The 16,811-nt window shown below is 74.1% G+C and carries 13 protein-coding genes; 7 read left to right on the top strand and 6 right to left on the bottom strand.

The features are described 5' to 3' along the window. Positions 1-90 precede the first annotated feature (90 nt). From ACQY0Z_RS29270 to ACQY0Z_RS29260, 3 genes are all read right to left on the bottom strand, one after another. The gene (locus ACQY0Z_RS29270) at positions 91-270 is read right to left on the bottom strand and encodes a hypothetical protein (protein WP_189900243.1); all 180 of its coding nucleotides are present in this window, start codon (positions 268-270) and stop codon (positions 91-93) included. A gap of 109 nt (positions 271-379) precedes the next feature. Then, positions 380-799, bottom strand: a complete 420-nt coding sequence (locus tag ACQY0Z_RS29265) for a CBS domain-containing protein (RefSeq protein WP_189900245.1) — start codon at positions 797-799, stop codon at positions 380-382. Positions 800-883: 84 nt separating this feature from the next. Continuing rightward, on the bottom strand, positions 884-3,331 hold the full coding sequence (locus ACQY0Z_RS29260) for a SpoIIE family protein phosphatase (RefSeq protein WP_439813086.1): 2,448 nt from the start codon (positions 3,329-3,331) through the stop codon (positions 884-886). 340 nt (positions 3,332-3,671) lie between these two features. Between ACQY0Z_RS29260 and ACQY0Z_RS29255 the strand changes: the two genes are divergently transcribed. Beyond that, positions 3,672-5,801, top strand: coding sequence for a SpoIIE family protein phosphatase (locus ACQY0Z_RS29255; RefSeq protein ID WP_254586153.1), 2,130 nt, complete (start codon positions 3,672-3,674; stop codon positions 5,799-5,801). 333 nt (positions 5,802-6,134) lie between these two features. On the opposite strand, the gene ACQY0Z_RS29250 is transcribed toward ACQY0Z_RS29255, so the two are convergent. Then, positions 6,135-7,511: a S1 family peptidase gene (locus tag ACQY0Z_RS29250; RefSeq protein ID WP_381728690.1), complete on the bottom strand. Its 1,377-nt coding sequence runs from the start codon at positions 7,509-7,511 to the stop codon at positions 6,135-6,137. Between the two features lie 572 nt (positions 7,512-8,083). On the opposite strand from ACQY0Z_RS29250, the gene ACQY0Z_RS29245 reads away from it, so the two are divergent. The 4 genes from ACQY0Z_RS29245 (at position 8,084) to ACQY0Z_RS29230 (ending at position 14,272) form a co-directional block, all read left to right on the top strand. Then, complete coding sequence (locus ACQY0Z_RS29245) at positions 8,084-8,299, top strand: hypothetical protein (protein WP_019527181.1); 216 nt, start codon at positions 8,084-8,086, stop codon at positions 8,297-8,299. A gap of 120 nt (positions 8,300-8,419) precedes the next feature. After that, entirely contained in the window at positions 8,420-9,226 is an 807-nt protein-coding gene (locus tag ACQY0Z_RS29240) for an HlyD family efflux transporter periplasmic adaptor subunit (protein ID WP_189900253.1), read from the top strand. Next, entirely contained in the window at positions 9,223-11,445 is a 2,223-nt protein-coding gene (locus tag ACQY0Z_RS29235; RefSeq protein WP_189900255.1) for an NHLP family bacteriocin export ABC transporter peptidase/permease/ATPase subunit, read from the top strand. Before ACQY0Z_RS29240 ends, ACQY0Z_RS29235 begins: the two co-directional genes overlap by 4 nt. A 1-nt stretch (position 11,446) precedes the next feature. Continuing rightward, positions 11,447-14,272: an NHLP bacteriocin export ABC transporter permease/ATPase subunit gene (locus tag ACQY0Z_RS29230; protein ID WP_189900257.1), complete on the top strand. Its 2,826-nt coding sequence runs from the start codon at positions 11,447-11,449 to the stop codon at positions 14,270-14,272. Between the two features lie 4 nt (positions 14,273-14,276). Here ACQY0Z_RS29230 and ACQY0Z_RS29225 read toward each other — a convergent pair whose 3' ends face one another. Together ACQY0Z_RS29225 and ACQY0Z_RS29220 are read right to left on the bottom strand one after the other, a co-directional pair. Further along, complete coding sequence (locus ACQY0Z_RS29225) at positions 14,277-14,807, bottom strand: SRPBCC family protein (RefSeq protein WP_189900259.1); 531 nt, start codon at positions 14,805-14,807, stop codon at positions 14,277-14,279. Between the two features lie 5 nt (positions 14,808-14,812). Further along, positions 14,813-15,151, bottom strand: coding sequence for an ArsR/SmtB family transcription factor (locus ACQY0Z_RS29220; RefSeq protein ID WP_381728695.1), 339 nt, complete (start codon positions 15,149-15,151; stop codon positions 14,813-14,815). A 117-nt stretch (positions 15,152-15,268) separates the two neighbouring features. Here ACQY0Z_RS29220 and ACQY0Z_RS29215 point away from each other — a divergent pair, with 117 nt between their 5' ends. Beyond that, positions 15,269-16,279 carry a Ppx/GppA phosphatase family protein gene (locus tag ACQY0Z_RS29215; RefSeq protein WP_439813085.1) on the top strand — a complete coding sequence of 337 codons (1,011 nt, stop codon included), beginning with the start codon at positions 15,269-15,271 and terminating at the stop codon, positions 16,277-16,279. A gap of 39 nt (positions 16,280-16,318) precedes the next feature. Continuing rightward, a complete protein-coding gene (locus ACQY0Z_RS29210; protein ID WP_189900264.1) occupies positions 16,319-16,498 on the top strand; it encodes a hypothetical protein in 180 nt (59 codons plus the stop codon). Positions 16,499-16,811 lie beyond the last annotated feature (313 nt).

The raw sequence follows: 16,811 nt of genomic DNA, 5'->3' as shown, positions 1-16,811 counted from the left end.
GCGGTGAGGGGCGCGTACACGCCGCCGGGCCGCGCACCCCGCGGGATGCGGGCCCGGTGAACGGCGACGGGGGTTCGGTCCCCGCGGGAGTCAGTCCTCGCCCCGCACGATGTTCTCCTCGGCCACGACGACCGGTGCGGCCGGCGTGGTGTCCCGGTCGACCGCCGGCAGGCAGGTCCGCAGCGGTTCCTGGCCGCGCAGCCGCCGTGCGCGTGCCCAGCCGGTCTCCGGACGCCGGGTTCGGGGCTTGTCAGTGCTCTCCGCGATCACGTCACATCATCTTCCTTCTGTGGTCACCGGCGGGCCGGGTCCCCCGGCGCCCCGCCGGTCAAACACCGCACGCGGGAAAATGTGCAACTTCGGCACTTACGTGGAGAGTTCACGGGTGCGGGCGGGCGGCCCTGATGTCGGCGAGGGCGGAGTCCGGGTCGCGCTCCAGGGCGACGTCCCCCAACGACAGGACGCCGACCGGGTGTTCGCCGTCGACCACCGGGACGCGCCGTACGGCGTGTTCCCGCATCAGCCGCACCGCGAGGTCCAGCTCGTCGTCGGGCCGTACGGTCACCAGGTCCTCGCTGCACGCGCGGACCACGGTGGTCTCCTCGGGGTCGACGCCGTCGGCGACCGAACGCACGACCAGGTCCCGGTCGGTGACCAGTCCCCGCAGCTGCCCGTCGTCGGTGACCAGCACGGCTCCGAGGTCGTGGTCCCGCATCAGGCGGGCGGCCTGCGCGACGGACGTGTACGGTCCGACGGACACCGGGGCGGCGGTCATGATGTCGCGGACGTACTGGGCCATGGCGGTTCCCTTCCCTCGGCTCGCCCGGCCTCGTCGGCCGGCTCGGTGAAGGGGCCGGGTACCCGCGACGCGGCGGGCGCACCGTCAGTGCCGTACGGTGAACTCCGCCCAGACCTGTTTGCCGCCGCTGACCGGCAGGGTGCCCCAGGCCGCCGACACCGCCTCGACGAGGAGGATGCCGCGGCCCCCGGTGGCCTCCCAGCCGATGCTGGTGGGCTTCACCGGCGAGCGCGGGGACGAGTCCGCGACGGCGATGCGCAGCCGGTCCCCGATCAGGGTGAGGTCGAGGCGGACCTTGCCGTCGGTGTGCACCAGAGCGTTGGTGACCAGTTCGGACACGGCGAGCAGCGGCGCGTCGATCTCCTCGGTGACGCCCCAGGAACGCAGGGTGCGCCGGGTGAAGCGGCGGGCGTGCCCGACCGCCTGCGGGACCCGCCACACCGTCCAGCTCTCCCGCAGCGGGCGGGTGTCCATGCCGTCGTAGCGCATCAGCAGCAGCGCGACGTCGTCGCTGCGGAGCGCCTTGCCGAGCAGCGCGTCCGCGACCGGCCCGAGGTCGGCCGGGTCGGAGGCCCCCACCTGCCGGGCGAACCGCTCCATGCCCGCGTCGATGTCCGAGTCGGGCGACTCGACCAGGCCGTCCGTGGTGAGGGCGACCAGCGTGCCGGGCTGGAGCCGCAGCGGGCTCATGGGGAAGTCGCACTGCCGCACCACCCCGAGCGGCGGGCCGCCCTCCGCCTCGGCGATCTCGGTGCGTCCGTCCGGGTGACGCAGCACCGGCGGGAGATGCCCGGCGCGCACGCACCAGGCGGACCCGGCCTCCATGTCGACGTCGACGTAGCAGCAGGTGGCGAAGAGGTCGGTCTCCAGGTCGACGAGGAGCCGGTTGGCGTGCGAGACCACCACGTCCGGGGGGTGGCCCTCGACGGCGTAGGCGCGCAGGGCGGTGCGCATCTGCCCCATGAGGGTGGCGGCGCCCGCGCTGTGGCCCTGCACGTCGCCGATGACGAGGGCGACGTGGTTGTCGGGCAGCGGGATGACGTCGTACCAGTCGCCGCCGAGCTCCAGTCCGGCGGTGCTGGGCAGATAGCGGGCGACGGCGACCGCGCCCGGCAGCCGGGGCAGGCGGCGCGGCAGCAGCTGGCGCTGGAGCATGCCGACCAGCTCGTGCTCGGCGTCGAAGGCGCGCGCCCGCATCAGGGCCTGCCCTGCCAGGTTGGCGGCGGCGGTGAGGAGGGTGCGCTCGTCCGCGCCGATGTCGTGCGGGGCGTCCCAGCCGACGAGGCAGGCGCCGGCCATGCGGTTGCCGGCGGGCAGCGGCAGTACGGCGAGCCCGCCCGGGCCGACCTCGGCGAGGGCCGGTTCCAGCGGGGAGCCGGCCGGCCATATCGTGGGGCGGCCCTCGCGCAGGGCGGCGGCCAGGGTCGGCATGGTGCGCACGGGTGCGTCGGGCCACTCGGTGCGCCACTCCGACCGCCACACCTCGGGCCAGGCCTCCGGCTCGGGCGGGTCGAGGACGGTGACGACCAGCCGGTCGCTCTCCAGCTCGGCGAGCGCGATCCGGTCGGCGCGCAGCGGGCGGCGTAGGGCGGCCACCACGGCCTTGCCGACGTCCCGCACGGTGACGGCGGTCGACAGGGCGGCGGCCAGGCGCTGCACCCGGGCCACGTCGGTGACGTCGGCGCGCAGCTTGGAGGCGTCGGTGACGGTGCCGACGAGACGGGCCGGACGCCCCTCGCCGCCGTGCTCCAGCCGGCCGCGCAGCCGCAGCCACCGGGGCGGTCCGTCGGGCTGGAGCACCCGGAACTCCAGCTCGCGGTCGCCGATCGTCATGTGGTCGGCCTCCACCACGGACATCAGCGAGGGCAGGTCCTCGGGGACGGTCAGGCCCAGCAGGGTCTCCACCCGTCCGTCGAAGTCGTCCGGGTCCAGTCCGAACAGTTCCAGGACGTCGTCGTGCACCCGGACCCGGCCGGTGTCCATGGCGAGGCTGAAGCCGCCCGGCGGCAGGTCCGCGCCCTCGGCGGTGACCGGCGGCGCGGGGAAGGCGACGGCGTCCGCGACGAGGCCGAGGCACTCCCGGTCGCCGTCGTCGAAGCCGCCGGGCCGCTCGCTCACCGCGAGCAGACAGCCGCCGCCGTCGTGGCGCACGGGCAGCGCGGCGAGGTGGAACTCGCGGCGGGGCGTGCGGCGCGACTGGGACTGGGCGGCGAGGTCCCTCGGGCCGAGCCACACCGCGCGGCCCCGGTGCGCCTCGGCGACCGGGGTGTGGCCGGTGGCGGAGTAGCAGTCGCGCACCCCGCACAGGGTGCGGGGCAGCCCGGCGGCCTCCGCCAGGCACAGCAGCTCGCCGTCCTCGCCGAGGGTGTAGAAGCCCGCGAAGGCGGCCCCCGCGAACACGAGCGCCTGCTCCAGGACGCGGCGCAGCCGGTCGGGCGCCTGGGGGTCGGCCGCGATCGCGCTCAGGGCACCTTCGGCGCGCAGCGTTCTCGTGCTGCGTCCCGCAGCGCCCTCACCGACCACGTTGGCCATTACAGCGCTAAAGGGTCACGGGCGCAGCCCCTGTGCGCGAACGGCGCGCGGCTCGGCCGCGCCGCTTTCCACGCGGGGTTCGCGCCCTGCGCGCGGTTCGCGAGCCCGCGGCGGGGCGTGGCCGGGCCCGCCCGGACGTCCACGGGGCTCGGGGCGGCTCGGCCGCGCCGCTATCCACACGGGTTCGCGCCCTGCGCGCGGTTCGCGAGCCCGCGGCGGGGCGTGGCCGGGCCCGCCCGGACGTCCACGGGGCTCCGCCCCGGAGGAGGGGCTGTTTTTCGCCTTACGGCCCCATTACGGGGTACGTGCAGGGTGCGGACCGTGCGAGGAGGTGGTCGGCGTGTCCGAGGGACAGGTGTCCGCGCAGACGCGCGCCCCCGTCGGCCGTCCGCTGCTGTCGCTGACGCTGGCCGCGCTGATGGACGAGGTGCACGCGCACTCCGGCGCCGTGTACCTGCTCTCCCCCGACCAGCCCGTGCTGGAGATGGCCGTGATGGCGGGCCTGCCGCGCGCCTTCGCCGCGCCGTGGGAGCGGGTCGGGCTGAGCGCGCCGCTGCCCGTCTCCGACGCGGTGCGGGAACGCCGGCTGGTGTGGGTGGGCGGCGGGGAGGAGATGGCCCGTCACTACCCCCGGATCGCGATGGTCCTCCCCTACCCCTTCTGCCTGGCCGCGCTTCCGGTGGCGACGGGGTCGAAGACGTACGGCGCGGCCTTCGTGACCTGGCCGGCCTCGCACCCGCCGGAGCTGTCGGAGTGGGAGCGTGAGCACCTCACCGCCGCCTGCGACCGGCTCGCGGTGCGGCTGGAGCGGGCCGCCGAGAACAGCCTGACCCTCGCGCACGAGCCGGACCTGCTGGCCGCGCCGGTGGTGGGCGGGGCGGCCGGCTCGCTGGGCACGGTGGAGGCGGCCCGGATGGTGTCCCGGCTGCCGTACGGGCTGTGCTCGCTGGATCTGCACGGGCGGGTCGCGTTCGCCAACAACGCCGCGTCCGACCTTCTCGACGTGGCGCCGGACCGGCTGCCGGGCGCGCACCTGTGGGCGGCGGTGCCGTGGCTGAACGACCCGGTGTACGAGGACCGGTACCGGGCGGCCTTGTTCAGCCAGCACGTCACGTCGTTCGTCGCGCTGCGCCCGCCCGACACCTGGCTGTCCTTCCGTCTGTACCCGAGCACGACCGGCATCACCACGCGGATCAGCCGGGCCCGCGCGGTCACGGAGATGAACCGTGCGGCGCCGCAGCCGGGCGCCGGCACGGACCGGCTGGTGACCATCACGCAGGTGCTGAGCCTGGCCGGGTCGCTGACCGAGGCGGTCGGGGTGCAGGACGTGGTGCAGCTGGTCGCGGACGAGATCGTGCCGGCGGTGGGCGGCCAGGGACTGGTGGTGCTCGGCTCGCGTGCGGGCCGGCTGCGGGTGCTCGGGCACCGCGGCTACGCGGAGCCGGCGGTGGTGGAGCGGTTCGACGGGCTGCCGCTGTCCGAGCCGACGCCGGGCGGCCAGGTGCTGCGCACCGGGGTGCCCGCCTTCTTCGAGTCGCGGGAGGAGCTGGAGCGGCTGTACCCGGCGCTGCAGACGCATCCGTCGGAGTTCTCGGCGTGGGCGTACCTCCCGCTGATCGCCTCGGGGCGCCCGGTGGGGACGTGTGTGGTGTCGTACGGGGCGCCGCACCGGTTCGCCACGGAGGAGCGGGCGGTGCTGACGAGCCTCGCAGGGCTGATCGCGCAGGCGCTGGAGCGGGCGATGCTCTACGACGTGAAGCACCGGCTGGCGCACGGGCTGCAGGAGGCGCTGCTGCCGCACACCCTGCCGGCGCTGGACCGTATCGAGGCCGCAGCCCGGTATCTGCCCGCCACCCGGGGCATGGAGATCGGCGGCGACTTCTACGACCTGGTGCCGACCGAGGGCGTGGCGGCGGCGGTGATCGGGGACGTGCAGGGGCACAACGTGACGGCGGCGGGGCTGATGGGCCAGGTCCGTACGGCGGTGCGGGCGTACACGGCGGTGGGGCAGGCGCCGGACGAGGTGATGCGCAGTACGAACCGGCTGCTGCTGGACCTGGGCGCGGAGCTGTTCGCGAGTTGTCTGTATCTGCGGCTCGACCCGGTGCGGGGGCGGGCCGTGATGTCGCGGGCGGGGCATCCGCCGCCGCTGCTGCGCCGCCCCGACGGGCGGGTGCGGGTGCTGGACCTGGCCGGCGGGCCGCTGCTGGGCATCGACGGCACGGCGGTCTATCCGTCGACGGAGGTGGCGCTGCCGCCCGGTTCGCTGCTCGTGCTGTACACGGACGGTCTGGTGGAGTCGCCGGGCGTCGACTTCGAGGACGCGCTCGCCGCGCTGTGCCGGCGGCTCACCGAGCTGGGGGACCTGCCGCTGGACGATCTGGCGGACGCGCTGATGCGGCACGGCCCGCACTCGGCGGACCGGCTGGACGACACGGCGGTGCTGCTGCTGAGGTCCCTGCCGGGTTGACCGGCCCCCGTGACACGGAGGCTGCGGCGCCGCGACCGCGCCTGATCCGGCGCGGTGGCGGAAGCGCCCCTGAGGGGCGCGGGGAACTGCGCGACCAGCCACGGACGACCCGCACCCGGCGCTGACGGGGTGCCGCCGCGCCCACCCTCCCCCACTCTCGGCTTCGCTCGAGCGGGAGGCACCCCCATCACCCTGGGGGCACCTCCCAGGCCCTTGAGGCACTGGGGGGGGAGGCACGACTGTCCGCAGCGGGGCGGTGGCAAGCACGCCTCAGGGGCACGCCCCCGGCCCGCACACGGCCGGGGGCGCCTCACACACATGGGAGCGTGCGGGTCAGTGCGTCCGGGTCAGCCCGGAGTCCTGCCCGGAGTGACGGCCGGAGCCCGTCCCGGTCCGGTCCTGCGCGTCCTGCCCGCCCACGCCGTCCTGACCCACGCCGTCCTGCCCTGCGCCGGCGTCCTGGCCGCCGGCCTGGTCCTCGGCGCCTGCCTGGTCACCGGCACCTGCCTGGTCACCGGCTCCCGCCTGGCCGTCGCCGGCCTCCTGGCCCGCGCCCTGTTCCTGGCCGCCGGCCTGGTCGCCTGCGCCCGCACCGCCGTCGCCGAGGGTCGCGCCGACCGCCTCCAGGGCGGTGGTGACGGGCTGGAAGAAGGTCTCGCCGCCGACCGTGCAGTCGCCGCTGCCGCCGGAGGTGAGGCCGATGGCCAGACCGTCCTGGGTGAAGAGGGAGCCGCCGCTGTCGCCGGGCTCCGCGCACACGTTGGTCTGGATGAGCCCGGTGACCGTGCCCTCGGGGTAGTTGACGGTGGCGTTCAGGCCGAGCACCTGGCCGTCGGCGAGTCCTGTGGTGCTGCCCATGCGGAACACCTGCTGGCCGACGGTCGCTTCGGCGGCCTGGACGATCGGCACCGTCTGGCCGCCGACGTTCACCTCGCTCGGGGCCTCGGTGGCCGGGTCGTTGTAGGTGAGCAGCGCGAAGTCGCCCGCGCCGGGGAACAGCGCCTGGTCGACCGTCGCGATGGGCTCGCCGCCCTGCTGGTCGGACCACTCGTCGCCGGCGGCGGCGCAGTGTCCGGCGGTGAGGATCGCCGGACTGCCGTCGCCCGCGGTGACGTTGAAGCCGAGCGAACAGCGGGCGCCGCCCGCGAAGATGGCGTCGCCGCCGGACGCGAAGGTGCGGAAGGTGCCCGCGGACTTCTTGAGGGTGGCCATGCCGGAGCCGAGGTTCTCGACGGTGGACTCCAGCTGGTCCCACTTGTCGCCGGTGACCGTGCTGTCCGCGGTGACGAGGATCTTGTTGGTGCGCGGGTCGACCGCCCAGGAGGTGCCCGGGATGGACGCCTCCGTCTTCAGCGTGCCGGCGCCGGCCTCCAGTTCGGCCATGCTGTTGTCGACCTCGCGGACCTCCGCGCCCGCGCTGCGGGCCTTGAGGGCCAAGTCGCCCTCGCCGCGCACCACGTTGACGACGAGTCGCTTGTCCTCGCCGTCGTACCAGGCGCCCGCGTACGCGTCGCCGAGCATGCCGGAGAGCCGGGTGGCCAGGTCCGAGGCGTCGCCCGCCTTCAGTGTCTTCGGCGCGGCCGCGACGCCGTCCGACGCGCCGTCCTGGGACGCGTTGGCGTTGGGGAGGAGGATCACGGCGGCGCCGAGGGCCACCACACCGCCCACCGCTATCGCGGCCTTGCGCTTCGGGATTCGCTTGTGACTCAAACTTCTCGACCTCCTGGGGGGACCGGAGTCGTGCCGCCGTCCGGCGGCTGTTCGGGGCGCCTGGACGGTCCTTGGTACGCAAGGGAGTTGAGGGGTGTTCAACGCATCCACGGACGATCACCGTCCGCTCACGGCCGGAAACGCTCGGTGTTCGATTCCCGGTTGAATCCCGGCTTCGGCGAATCTGCACACCGAATGCCCAACCCGGTCACCTGACCCGCCGTCCGTTCACAGGTCGCGTATCCGGGACACGCCTTTGCGGCCGGTGTGTCGCATTACGGCCAGGGGGCGCAAGCGACCGGATGCGTCGATGCCGTGGCCCATGTGAAGAACTCGCTGCCGAGGCGTGCGCCCGTCTGCACGGTTGGGTGCCTCCTGGGCGCAAGTTGCCTGGTGAGACGTGTGAGGGATTGGAAGCGGCCGGTCGCCGCGTGCTTTGATCCATCGCACCGCAAGGCCGTTCCGGGCTCCCGGCGACGGGCGCTCGGAGCGCCCGCGGTCGCGGCCTTCATCTGTCCCCAGAGGGGGGCCGCTCCCCCCTTGTGAAAGTCCATACGAAGGGAAGTTCCATCATGAACTCCACCCCCCAGGTCGAGACCGTCGAGATCGCCGACGCCGAGCTCGACGCCGTTTCCGGCGGTCTGTCCGTCAACGCCGTGAACACCCTCACCGGCGCCCTGGACGGCATCGCCCCGGTTTCCGGCCTGGTCGACACCGCCGTCGGTACCGTCGAGGGTGTCACCGGCCTGAACACGGCCCCGGTCACCAACCTGGTCGCCGGTCTCTGATCGCGTCCTTGTTCCGCCGAGTCCCGGAGCCGTACCCCGGCTCCGGGACTCTGTGGTGCGTCCGCGGTCCTTCCAGTCCTTCCGTCACGTCGCACAGTTCACCCAGGTGAGGGAAGACCCGTGCAATTCCGCCAACAGGCCCTCGCCAAGCTCCAGTCGCCGGAGGATCTCGACCTCCCGGTGCGTTTCGCCCGCCCGCAGGGCTGGCTGGTGCTGTCCGTCACCCTGATCGCGATGGCCGCCGCGTCCGTGTGGGCGCTGACCGGCTCGGTGACCTCCACGGTCCAGGCGCCCGCCATCCTCACGTACGGGCAGGGCAGTTACATCCTGCAGAGCCCCGTCGCCGGCCAGGTCACCGCCGTGCTCGCGCGCGAGGGAGAGCGGCTGCCCGCCAACTCCCCCGTGCTCAAGGTCCGTACACCGGACGGCGACCAGATCGTGCGCACCCTTCAGGCGGGCCGGATCACCGCGCTCGCAGCCAGCGCCGGGCAGATCATCGCGACCGGCGCGGACGTCGCCGCCGTCGAGAAGGTCCGCGGCGACGAACCCCCCTTGTACGCCACGGTGTACGTCCCCGCGCAGAAGGCCGCCGGCATCCCGGCGCACGCCTCCGTCGACCTGACGGTGCAGTCGGTGCCGAGCCAGGAGTACGGCGTGCTGCGCGGCGAGGTGACGAAGGTGGACCGCTCCGCCCAGTCCCCTCGCCAGATCGCCGCGTTCCTGGGTGACAGCCAGCTCGGCGAGGAGTTCACCCGGGACGGCAGGCCGGTGGCGGTCACCGTGAAGCTGAAGCGCTCGTCCGGTACCGAGAGCGGCTACGCGTGGTCCTCGGCCGACGGGCCGCCGTTCGAGCTGACGTCGATGACCCTGGCCACCGGTTCCATCCGGCTGTCCGACCAGCGTCCCGTGGATTGGCTGCTGCCGTGACCACCGCACAGGAGACCCGCGGCAGACGCCGCGCCGCCCCGCCCCGCCGCAAGGTGCCCAAGTCCCGCGCGAAGACGGTCCGCACGCCCACCGTGCTCCAGATGGAGGCCGTGGAGTGCGGGGCCGCCTCGCTCGCGATGGTGCTGGGTCACTACGGCCGCCACGTCCCGCTGGAGGAGCTGCGCATCGCGTGCGGCGTCTCGCGGGACGGCTCGCGCGCCAGCAACCTGCTCAAGGCGGCCCGCAGCTACGGGCTGACCGCCAAGGGCATGCAGATGGACCTGGCCGCCCTCGCCGAGGTGACGGCGCCGGCCATCCTGTTCTGGGAGTTCAACCACTACGTCGTCTACGACGGCATGGGCCGCCGCTTCGGCCGCCGCGGGGTGTACGTCAACGACCCCGCCAAGGGCCGCCGGTTCGTGCCGCTGGAGGAGTTCGACGGCAGCTTCACCGGCGTGGTGCTGGTGATGGAGCCCGGCGACGACTTCACCCGGGGCGGCCGCAAGCCGGGCGTGCTGGGCGCGATGCCGGCCCGGCTGCGCGGCACCGCGGGCACCATGCCCGCCGTGGTGCTGACCAGTCTGCTGCTGGTCGCGGTGGGCGCGGCGCTGCCCGGCCTGAGCCGCACCTTCATCGACGAGTTCCTGATCGGGCAGCAGACGTCGATGCTGGACGTGCTGTTCGCGTCGATGGGCGCCTGCGTCCTGCTGACGCTGCTGCTGACCTGGCTCCAGCAGGCGAACCTGCTGCGCGGCCGGCTGATCTCGTCCACGCTGTCCAGCGCGCGCTTCCTGCGCCATCTGCTGCGGCTGCCGGTGACGTTCTTCTCCCAGCGCAGCCCCGCCGACCTGGTGCAGCGTCTGCAGTCCAACGACGCGGTGGCCGAGACGCTGGCCCGTGACCTGTCGGCGGCGGGCGTCGACGCGGTCGTGGTCGTGCTGTACGCGGTGCTTCTGTACACGTACGACCCGCAGCTCACGTTCGTGGGCATCGGGGTGGCGCTGCTGAACATCCTGGCGATGCGGATCGTGATCCGGCTGCGCGCCACCCGTACGGCGAAGCTGCGCGCGGACACGGCGCGGCTCACCAACACCGCGTACACCGGGCTCCAGCTGATCGAGACGCTGAAGGCGACCGGCGGCGAGGACGGCTACTTCCGCAAGTGGGCGGGGCAGCACGCGACGACGCTGGAGGAGCAGCAGCGGCTGGGGGTGCCGAGCGCGTGGCTCGGCGTCGTCGCGCCGACGCTCGCCACGCTGAACAGCGCGCTGATCCTGTGGATCGGCGGCATGCGGGCGGTCGAGGGGCACATCTCGGTCGGTCTGCTGGTCGCCTTCCAGGCGCTGGTGGCCCGGTTCACGGCGCCGCTGACCCGGCTGAACGGGGTGGCGGGCCGCATCCAGGACTTCGCCGCCGACGTGGCCCGGCTGAAGGACGTGGAGAACTTCCGGACGGACCCGCTGTACGGGCGTCCGGGCGCCGGTGAGTCGACCCGGCGGCTGCACGGCCATGTGGAGCTGCAGAACCTCACCTTCGGCTACAACCCGCTGGACAAGCCGCTGCTGACCGGGTTCGACCTGACGGTCGGTCCGGGTCAGCAGGTGGCGCTGGTGGGCGGCTCGGGCAGCGGCAAGTCGACCGTGTCGCGGCTGATCTCGGGGCTCTACACCCCGTGGGAGGGCGTGATCCGGATCGACGGGCAGCGCATCGAGGACATCCCGCGCGGGGCGCTGGCCGCGTCCGTCTCCTTCGTCGACCAGGACGTGTTCCTGTTCGAGGGGACGGTGCGGGACAACGTGGCGCTGTGGGACCCGTCGATCCCGGACGAGGCGGTGGTCGAGGCGCTGAAGGACGCGGCGCTGTACGACGTGATCGTGCGCCGTCCCGGCGGCATCCACAGCCCGGTCGAGCAGGACGGCCGGAACTTCTCCGGCGGCCAGCGTCAGCGTCTGGAGATCGCGCGGGCGCTGGTGCGCCGGCCGAGCATCCTGGTGCTCGACGAGGTGACCAGCGCGCTGGACGCCGAGACGGAGCTGGTGGTGATGGACAACCTGCGCCGCCGCGGCTGCGCGTGCGTGGTGATCGCGCACCGGCTGTCCACGGTCCGCGACAGCGACGAGATCGTGGTGCTGGACCAGGGCACGGTCGTGGAGCGCGGACGGCACGAGGAGCTGGTGGCGCGCGGCGGCGCGTACGCGGCGCTGGTCAGGGAGCGATGAGATGACTGCCGTGCAGGAGGGGCAGGGCGGCGACGTCGTCCTGGGCGCGCTCGGCGCGCTGGGCACCCCGATCGACTGCTCCGGGTTCGGGAAGCTGGACCTGGAGGGGCCGCAGGTGCTGTGGCTGATCGCGTCGGGCGCCGTGGACCTGTTCGCGGTGGACGCGGAGCAGCAGGGGCACTGGCACCACCTGGGCCGTCTGGAGGCGGGTTCGCTGGTGCTGGGCCCGGTGGCGGGTCCGGCGCACACGCTGGTGGCGCGGCCGCTGCGGGACTGCGTGGTGCACCGCATCGCGCTGCGCGAGCTGTACCAGGAGGCGCACACCCAGACCTGGTCGTACGACGAGTACGGCAACCCTCAGTACGTGCCGCCGACGACGAGCCCGCTGGAGTACGCGCTGGCGCTGGGCGTGGGCCGCAGCCTCGCCGTGCTGTTCCAGGCGCCGATGGCGACGGAGCGGGCGGCGGCGCCCACGGACGACGACGTGTTCTGGATGCAGGTGCCGCCGGGCAGCGTGCAGTACGGCTCGCTGTACGGCGCGGAGGCCGCGGCCGACCTGCTGATGGATCCGTCGCTGTGGCAGAGCATGGTCGACCAGCAGTACCGGCTGATGACCACGCTGGACCGGTGGATCGAGCAGCTGGAGGAGACGCACGAGTCGCGCACCGCGCAGGGCATCGCGGCCGGTGAGGCGGTGCGGGCGCAGGCCGACCGGACGCTGCTCGCGTCGATCGGCAAGCGGTCGGGGCAGCGCACGACGGCCGCGGACGCTGACGCCACGTACGCGGCCTGCGAGCTGGTGGCGCGGGCGGCCGGGATCACCCTGGCCTCGCCGGCGCAGTCCGGCACGGGCGCCGACCGGCTGGACCCGGTGGAGCAGGTGGCGCTGGCCTCACGGCTGCGCACCCGCGTGGTGCGTCTCGAGGGCCGCTGGTGGCGCGACGACGTGGGGCCGCTGGTGGGGCACCGCGCCCTGTCGGGGGCGCCGGTGGCGCTGCTGTGGAGGCGCGGCGGCTATGTGGCCGTGCACCCGTCGACCGGCCGGGAGACCCCGGTGGAGAAGGCGAACGCCGAGGAGTTCGAGCCGCGCGCGGTGATGTTCTACCGTCCGCTTCCCGAGCGGCGGCTGAGCCCGCTGCGGCTGATGCGGTTCTGCATGGGCGGCACCCGGGGCGACCTGACGGGGCTGATGCTGAGCGGCCTGGTGACGGTGGTGCTGGGGGCGCTGGTGCCGCTGGCGACGGGCCGGGTGCTCGGCGAGTACGTGCCGAAGGCGCAGACGGACCTGATCGTGCAGGTGTGTCTCGCGGTGATCCTCAGCAGTGTGGTCGCGGCCGCGTTCATGCTGCTGCAGAACCTCACGCTGCTGCGTCTTGAGGGCCGGGTGGAGGCCACGCTCCAGCCGGCGGTGTGGGACAGGCTGCTCAGGCTGCCCACCCGGTTCTTCACCGAGCGGTCCACGGGTGAGCTGGCGAGCGCGGCGATGGGCATCAGCGCGATCCGCCGGATGCTGGCCGGGGTCGGGCCCACGGTGACGCAGTCGCTCACGGTGGGCGCGGTGAACCTGGCGCTGCTGCTGTGGTTCAGCGTGCCGATGGCGCTGGCCGCCATGGGCATGCTGGTGGTGATCGCGGGCGTGTTCCTGGGTCTCGGCCTGTGGCAGGTGCGCTGGCAGCGGCGTCTTGTGGTGCTCAGCAACAAGCTGAACAACCAGGCGTTCCAGACGCTGCGCGGACTGCCGAAGCTGCGGGTGGCGGCGGCGGAGAACTACGCGTACGCGGCATGGGCGTCGCAGTTCGCGCGCAGTCGTGAGCTGCAGCAGAAGGCCGGGCGGATCAAGAACCTGACGGCGGTGCTGGGCGCCGTGTATCTGCCGCTGTGCACGCTGGGGATGTTCATGCTCCTTGCGGGCCCGGCGCGCGGGTCGATGACGGCGGCGGAGTTCCTCACCTTCAACACGTCGGTCACGATGGTGCTGACGTCGGTGACGCAGCTGACCGGCTCGTTCGTGTCGGCGGTCGCGGCGCTGCCGCTGTTCGAGCAGATCCGGCCGGTCCTCGACGCGACGCCCGAGGTGCGTGCGGCGAGCACTCGCCCGGGGCCGCTGACCGGCGCGATCGAGGCGCGGCGGGTGTCGTTCCGCTACTCCGACGACGGCCCGCTGGTGCTGGACGACGTGTCCTTCGAGGCGCGGCCGGGCGAGTTCGTGGCGGTGGTCGGCCCGAGCGGCTGCGGCAAGTCGACGCTGCTGCGACTGCTCATCGGCTTCGACCGCCCCCAGTCCGGCAGCGTCCTGTACGACGGTCAGGACTTGGCGGCGCTGGACCAGTCGGCGGTGCGCCGGCAGTGCGGTGTGGTGCTCCAGCACGCGCAGCCGTTCACCGGGTCGATCATGGACGTGATCTGCGGCAGCGAGCCGTACACGCCGGAGGAGGCGATGGCGGCGGCCGAGATGGCGGGTCTGGCGGAGGACATCCGGCGGATGCCGATGGGGCTGCACACCATCGTGTCCGGCAGCGGCGCGGTGTCGGGCGGCCAGCGGCAGCGGCTGATGATCGCCCAGGCGCTGATCCGCCGGCCGCGGATCCTCTTCTTCGACGAGGCGACCAGCGCCCTGGACAACGAGACGCAACGCACGGTCATCGAGAGCACCAAGGCGCTGCGGGCGACCCGCATCGTCATCGCGCACCGCCTGTCGACGGTGCTGGACGCGGACCGGGTGGTGGTGATGGAGGCCGGAAAGGTGGTCCAGCAGGGCGCGCCCGCCGAGCTGCTCGCCGACACGCAGGGCCGGCTGCACGAGCTGGTGCGCCGGCAACTGGCCTGAGCGGTCAGTCGTCCGCCCCGGGGTACGGCGCTCCCGAGGGCACCCCGGCCGCCACGTAGGCCTCGTACAGCTCCCTGCCGGGCGCCTCGGGGCCCGCGTGCGGTCCCTCGAAGCGTTCGCCGCGCGCCCACGCGTCGAGTGCGGAGAGGCACACGTCCCAGCCGGCGCTGTTGCGGGCGGCGGTGTTCTCGACGCCGAGCACGTTGGTGAGGGTGAAGCGGGTGCGCTTCTCCCCCAGCTCCTCCAGGTCGAAGTGGATCTCGTCCTCCTCCCAGGTGAAGGAGAGGTGGCGGGGCGGGTCGACGGCGAGGACGCGGCCGGCGGAGTCCTCCAGGGCGGGGTCGCCGCTGAAGGCGACGGCGCCGCCGGGACGCAGGTCGATCTCGGCGCGCGAGGGGAACCAGTGGACGAGTTCGTCGGCGTCGGTGACGAACCTCCAGACCCGGTCGACGGGGTGGTCGTACTCGCGGACGAAGCGGACGGCGGGGCGGCCGTCGTCCAGGGTGAGGAAGGTGCCGGTGGGCTCGGCGGCCATGGCGATCAGTCCTTCGGGGTCGGTTCGGCGGTGTCCGGCGCGGCGTCGAGGCGGCGGCCCAGCGCGTCGAGGCTCTCGCCCCACAGCTTCCGGTACGGCGCCAGCCAGGCGTCGAGGGCGGCGAGCGGGGCGGGGTCGAGGGTGTGCACGCGGCGCTGCGCCTCCTGCCGGACCCGGACCAGACCGGCCTCACGCAGCACCTTGAGGTGCTTGGACGCGCTGGGCTGGCTCAGCTCGCACGCCTGCGCGATCTCCCCGACGGTGCGGGGGCCGGTCCGCAGCAGCGCGACCACGGCCCGCCGGTGCGGGTCGGCGAGGGCGGCCCAGAGGGCGGCGTCGGACATGGCCCCAATATGCCTCATCGGTTATATTCCTGTCAAGGAATGCAATGCGCCGGCGCGTATACGGCGCTCCGCGCGGCCGGTCCGTTGGGCGGGGCGGGAAGTGGGTACCCACGGGCCATGCGGACCAGCGTGGTGGATGTCGGGTCGAAGACCGTCCGGCTCGTCGTGTCGGACACGGAGGGCGGTGCGCCCCTGCCGGTGCACACCGCCAAGTGGCGGCTGCGGCTGTCCGAGCAGGTCACGCCCGGCGGGCCGGTGCCGGAGCGCGCCGTGGAGGACCTGGTGGACGCCGTCGCGGCGGCGGACCGGGCGGCCACGCGGTGGGGCGCCGCCGGTCCCCTCGCCTTCGCCACGGCCGTGGTGCGCGGCGCGCCGAACCGGCAGGAGGTGCTGCGCACGGTCCGGGAGCGGACCGGCGTCGAGCTGTGCACCCTGCCCGGCGAGGTCGAGGCGGAGCTGACCTTCCTCGCCGCGCGCCGCTGGATGGGCTGGCGCTGCGGTCCGCTGGCCATGGTGGACATCGGCGGCGGCTCCCTGGAGGTCGCCTTCGGGCGCGGCCGGCTGCCCGACTTCGCCGCCTCGCTGCCGCTGGGCGCGGCGCGGCTGACCCACGAGTACTTCGAGGACGAGGACCCGCCCTCACCGGACCGGGTGCGCGCCCTGCGCCGGCGGGTCCGCCACCAGCTGCGTGACGCGGCGGCCCGGATCCGCTGGGAGGGCCCGCGCACGGCGGTCGCCACCTCCCGCACCTTCCAGCAGCTCGGCCGGCTGTGCGGGGCGGCTCCCGGACGGCACGGGCCGTTCGTGGAGCGGGTGCTGTCCGCGGCCGACCTGCGCGGGGCGGTCGACCGGCTGGCCGCGCTGCCCGCCGCCGAGCGCGCCCGGCTCCCCGGCATCTCCGCGCCCCGCGCGACGCAGAGCCTGGCGGGCGCCGTGGTGGCGCACACCGCGATGAAGCTGACCGGCCTGGCGACGGTGACGGTCTGCCCCTGGGCGCTGCGCGAGGGGGTGCTGCTGCGCCATGTGGAGGACGGCCCGGCCTGGTGGGCGGAGATGGCCCGGCGCAGCGAGAAGGAGCCGGACGGCGGGGGCCCGGTGCCGCTGCGCATCGCCGCCGCCCGGCACTGAGCGGAACGAGCACGACCAGCACGAGGTGAGGAGACCCCGTTGTCCGAGCACGACGAGACACCTGAGCACACCGAGTCGGCCGTCGAGGAGGTGCTGCGAGAGGTCGAGGAGGCCGAACGCCGCACCCAGGAGCCCGAAGAGGACCGCCACCACGAGGGCGAGGCGGGAGACACGATCACGCCGAACACGGAGGCGCAGGAGGAGGCGGAGGGCGAGTAGCCGGGTGCGCGGGGTTTGCTGCGGGGGCGATGACCGGGAGCCCGCGCCCTGCCCCAGGGGGGCGGGTGACGCGGCCCCGGCGCCCCGCTCCGGGAAGAACGTGACCGCGCCCCCGCGGTCTCTGCGCGAGCGCGGGTGACCGAGCGTCCGCGCTCCCCCACGCGGGAAGCGGATGACCTGGCACCCGCGCGCCCTGCGGCGGAAAGCGGATGACCCGGCACCCGCGCGCCCTGCGGCGGAAAGCGGATGACCCGGCACCCGCGCGCCCTGCGGCGGAAAGCGGATGACCCGGCACCCGCGCGCCCTGCGGCGG

Origin of the sequence: Streptomyces sp. P9-2, assembly GCF_051903975.1 — a bacterium.
GTDB lineage: Bacteria > Actinomycetota > Actinomycetes > Streptomycetales > Streptomycetaceae > Streptomyces > Streptomyces cellulosae.
This window is presented reverse-complemented; position numbering and strand designations above follow the sequence as displayed.

Bases quoted from the DNA above. Each gene is read 5' to 3' on its own strand.
- ACQY0Z_RS29245 (WP_019527181.1), top strand. From the start codon at position 8,084: ATGAACTCCACCCCCCAGGTCGAGACCGTCGAGATCGCCGACGCCGAG.
- ACQY0Z_RS29225 (WP_189900259.1), bottom strand. From the start codon at position 14,807: ATGGCCGCCGAGCCCACCGGCACCTTCCTCACCCTGGACGACGGCCGC.
- ACQY0Z_RS29220 (WP_381728695.1), bottom strand. From the start codon at position 15,151: ATGTCCGACGCCGCCCTCTGGGCCGCCCTCGCCGACCCGCACCGGCGG.
- ACQY0Z_RS29230 (WP_189900257.1), top strand. From the start codon at position 11,447: ATGACTGCCGTGCAGGAGGGGCAGGGCGGCGACGTCGTCCTGGGCGCG.
- ACQY0Z_RS29265 (WP_189900245.1), bottom strand. From the start codon at position 799: ATGGCCCAGTACGTCCGCGACATCATGACCGCCGCCCCGGTGTCCGTC.
- ACQY0Z_RS29215 (WP_439813085.1), top strand. From the start codon at position 15,269: ATGCGGACCAGCGTGGTGGATGTCGGGTCGAAGACCGTCCGGCTCGTC.
- ACQY0Z_RS29260 (WP_439813086.1), bottom strand. From the start codon at position 3,331: ATGGCCAACGTGGTCGGTGAGGGCGCTGCGGGACGCAGCACGAGAACG.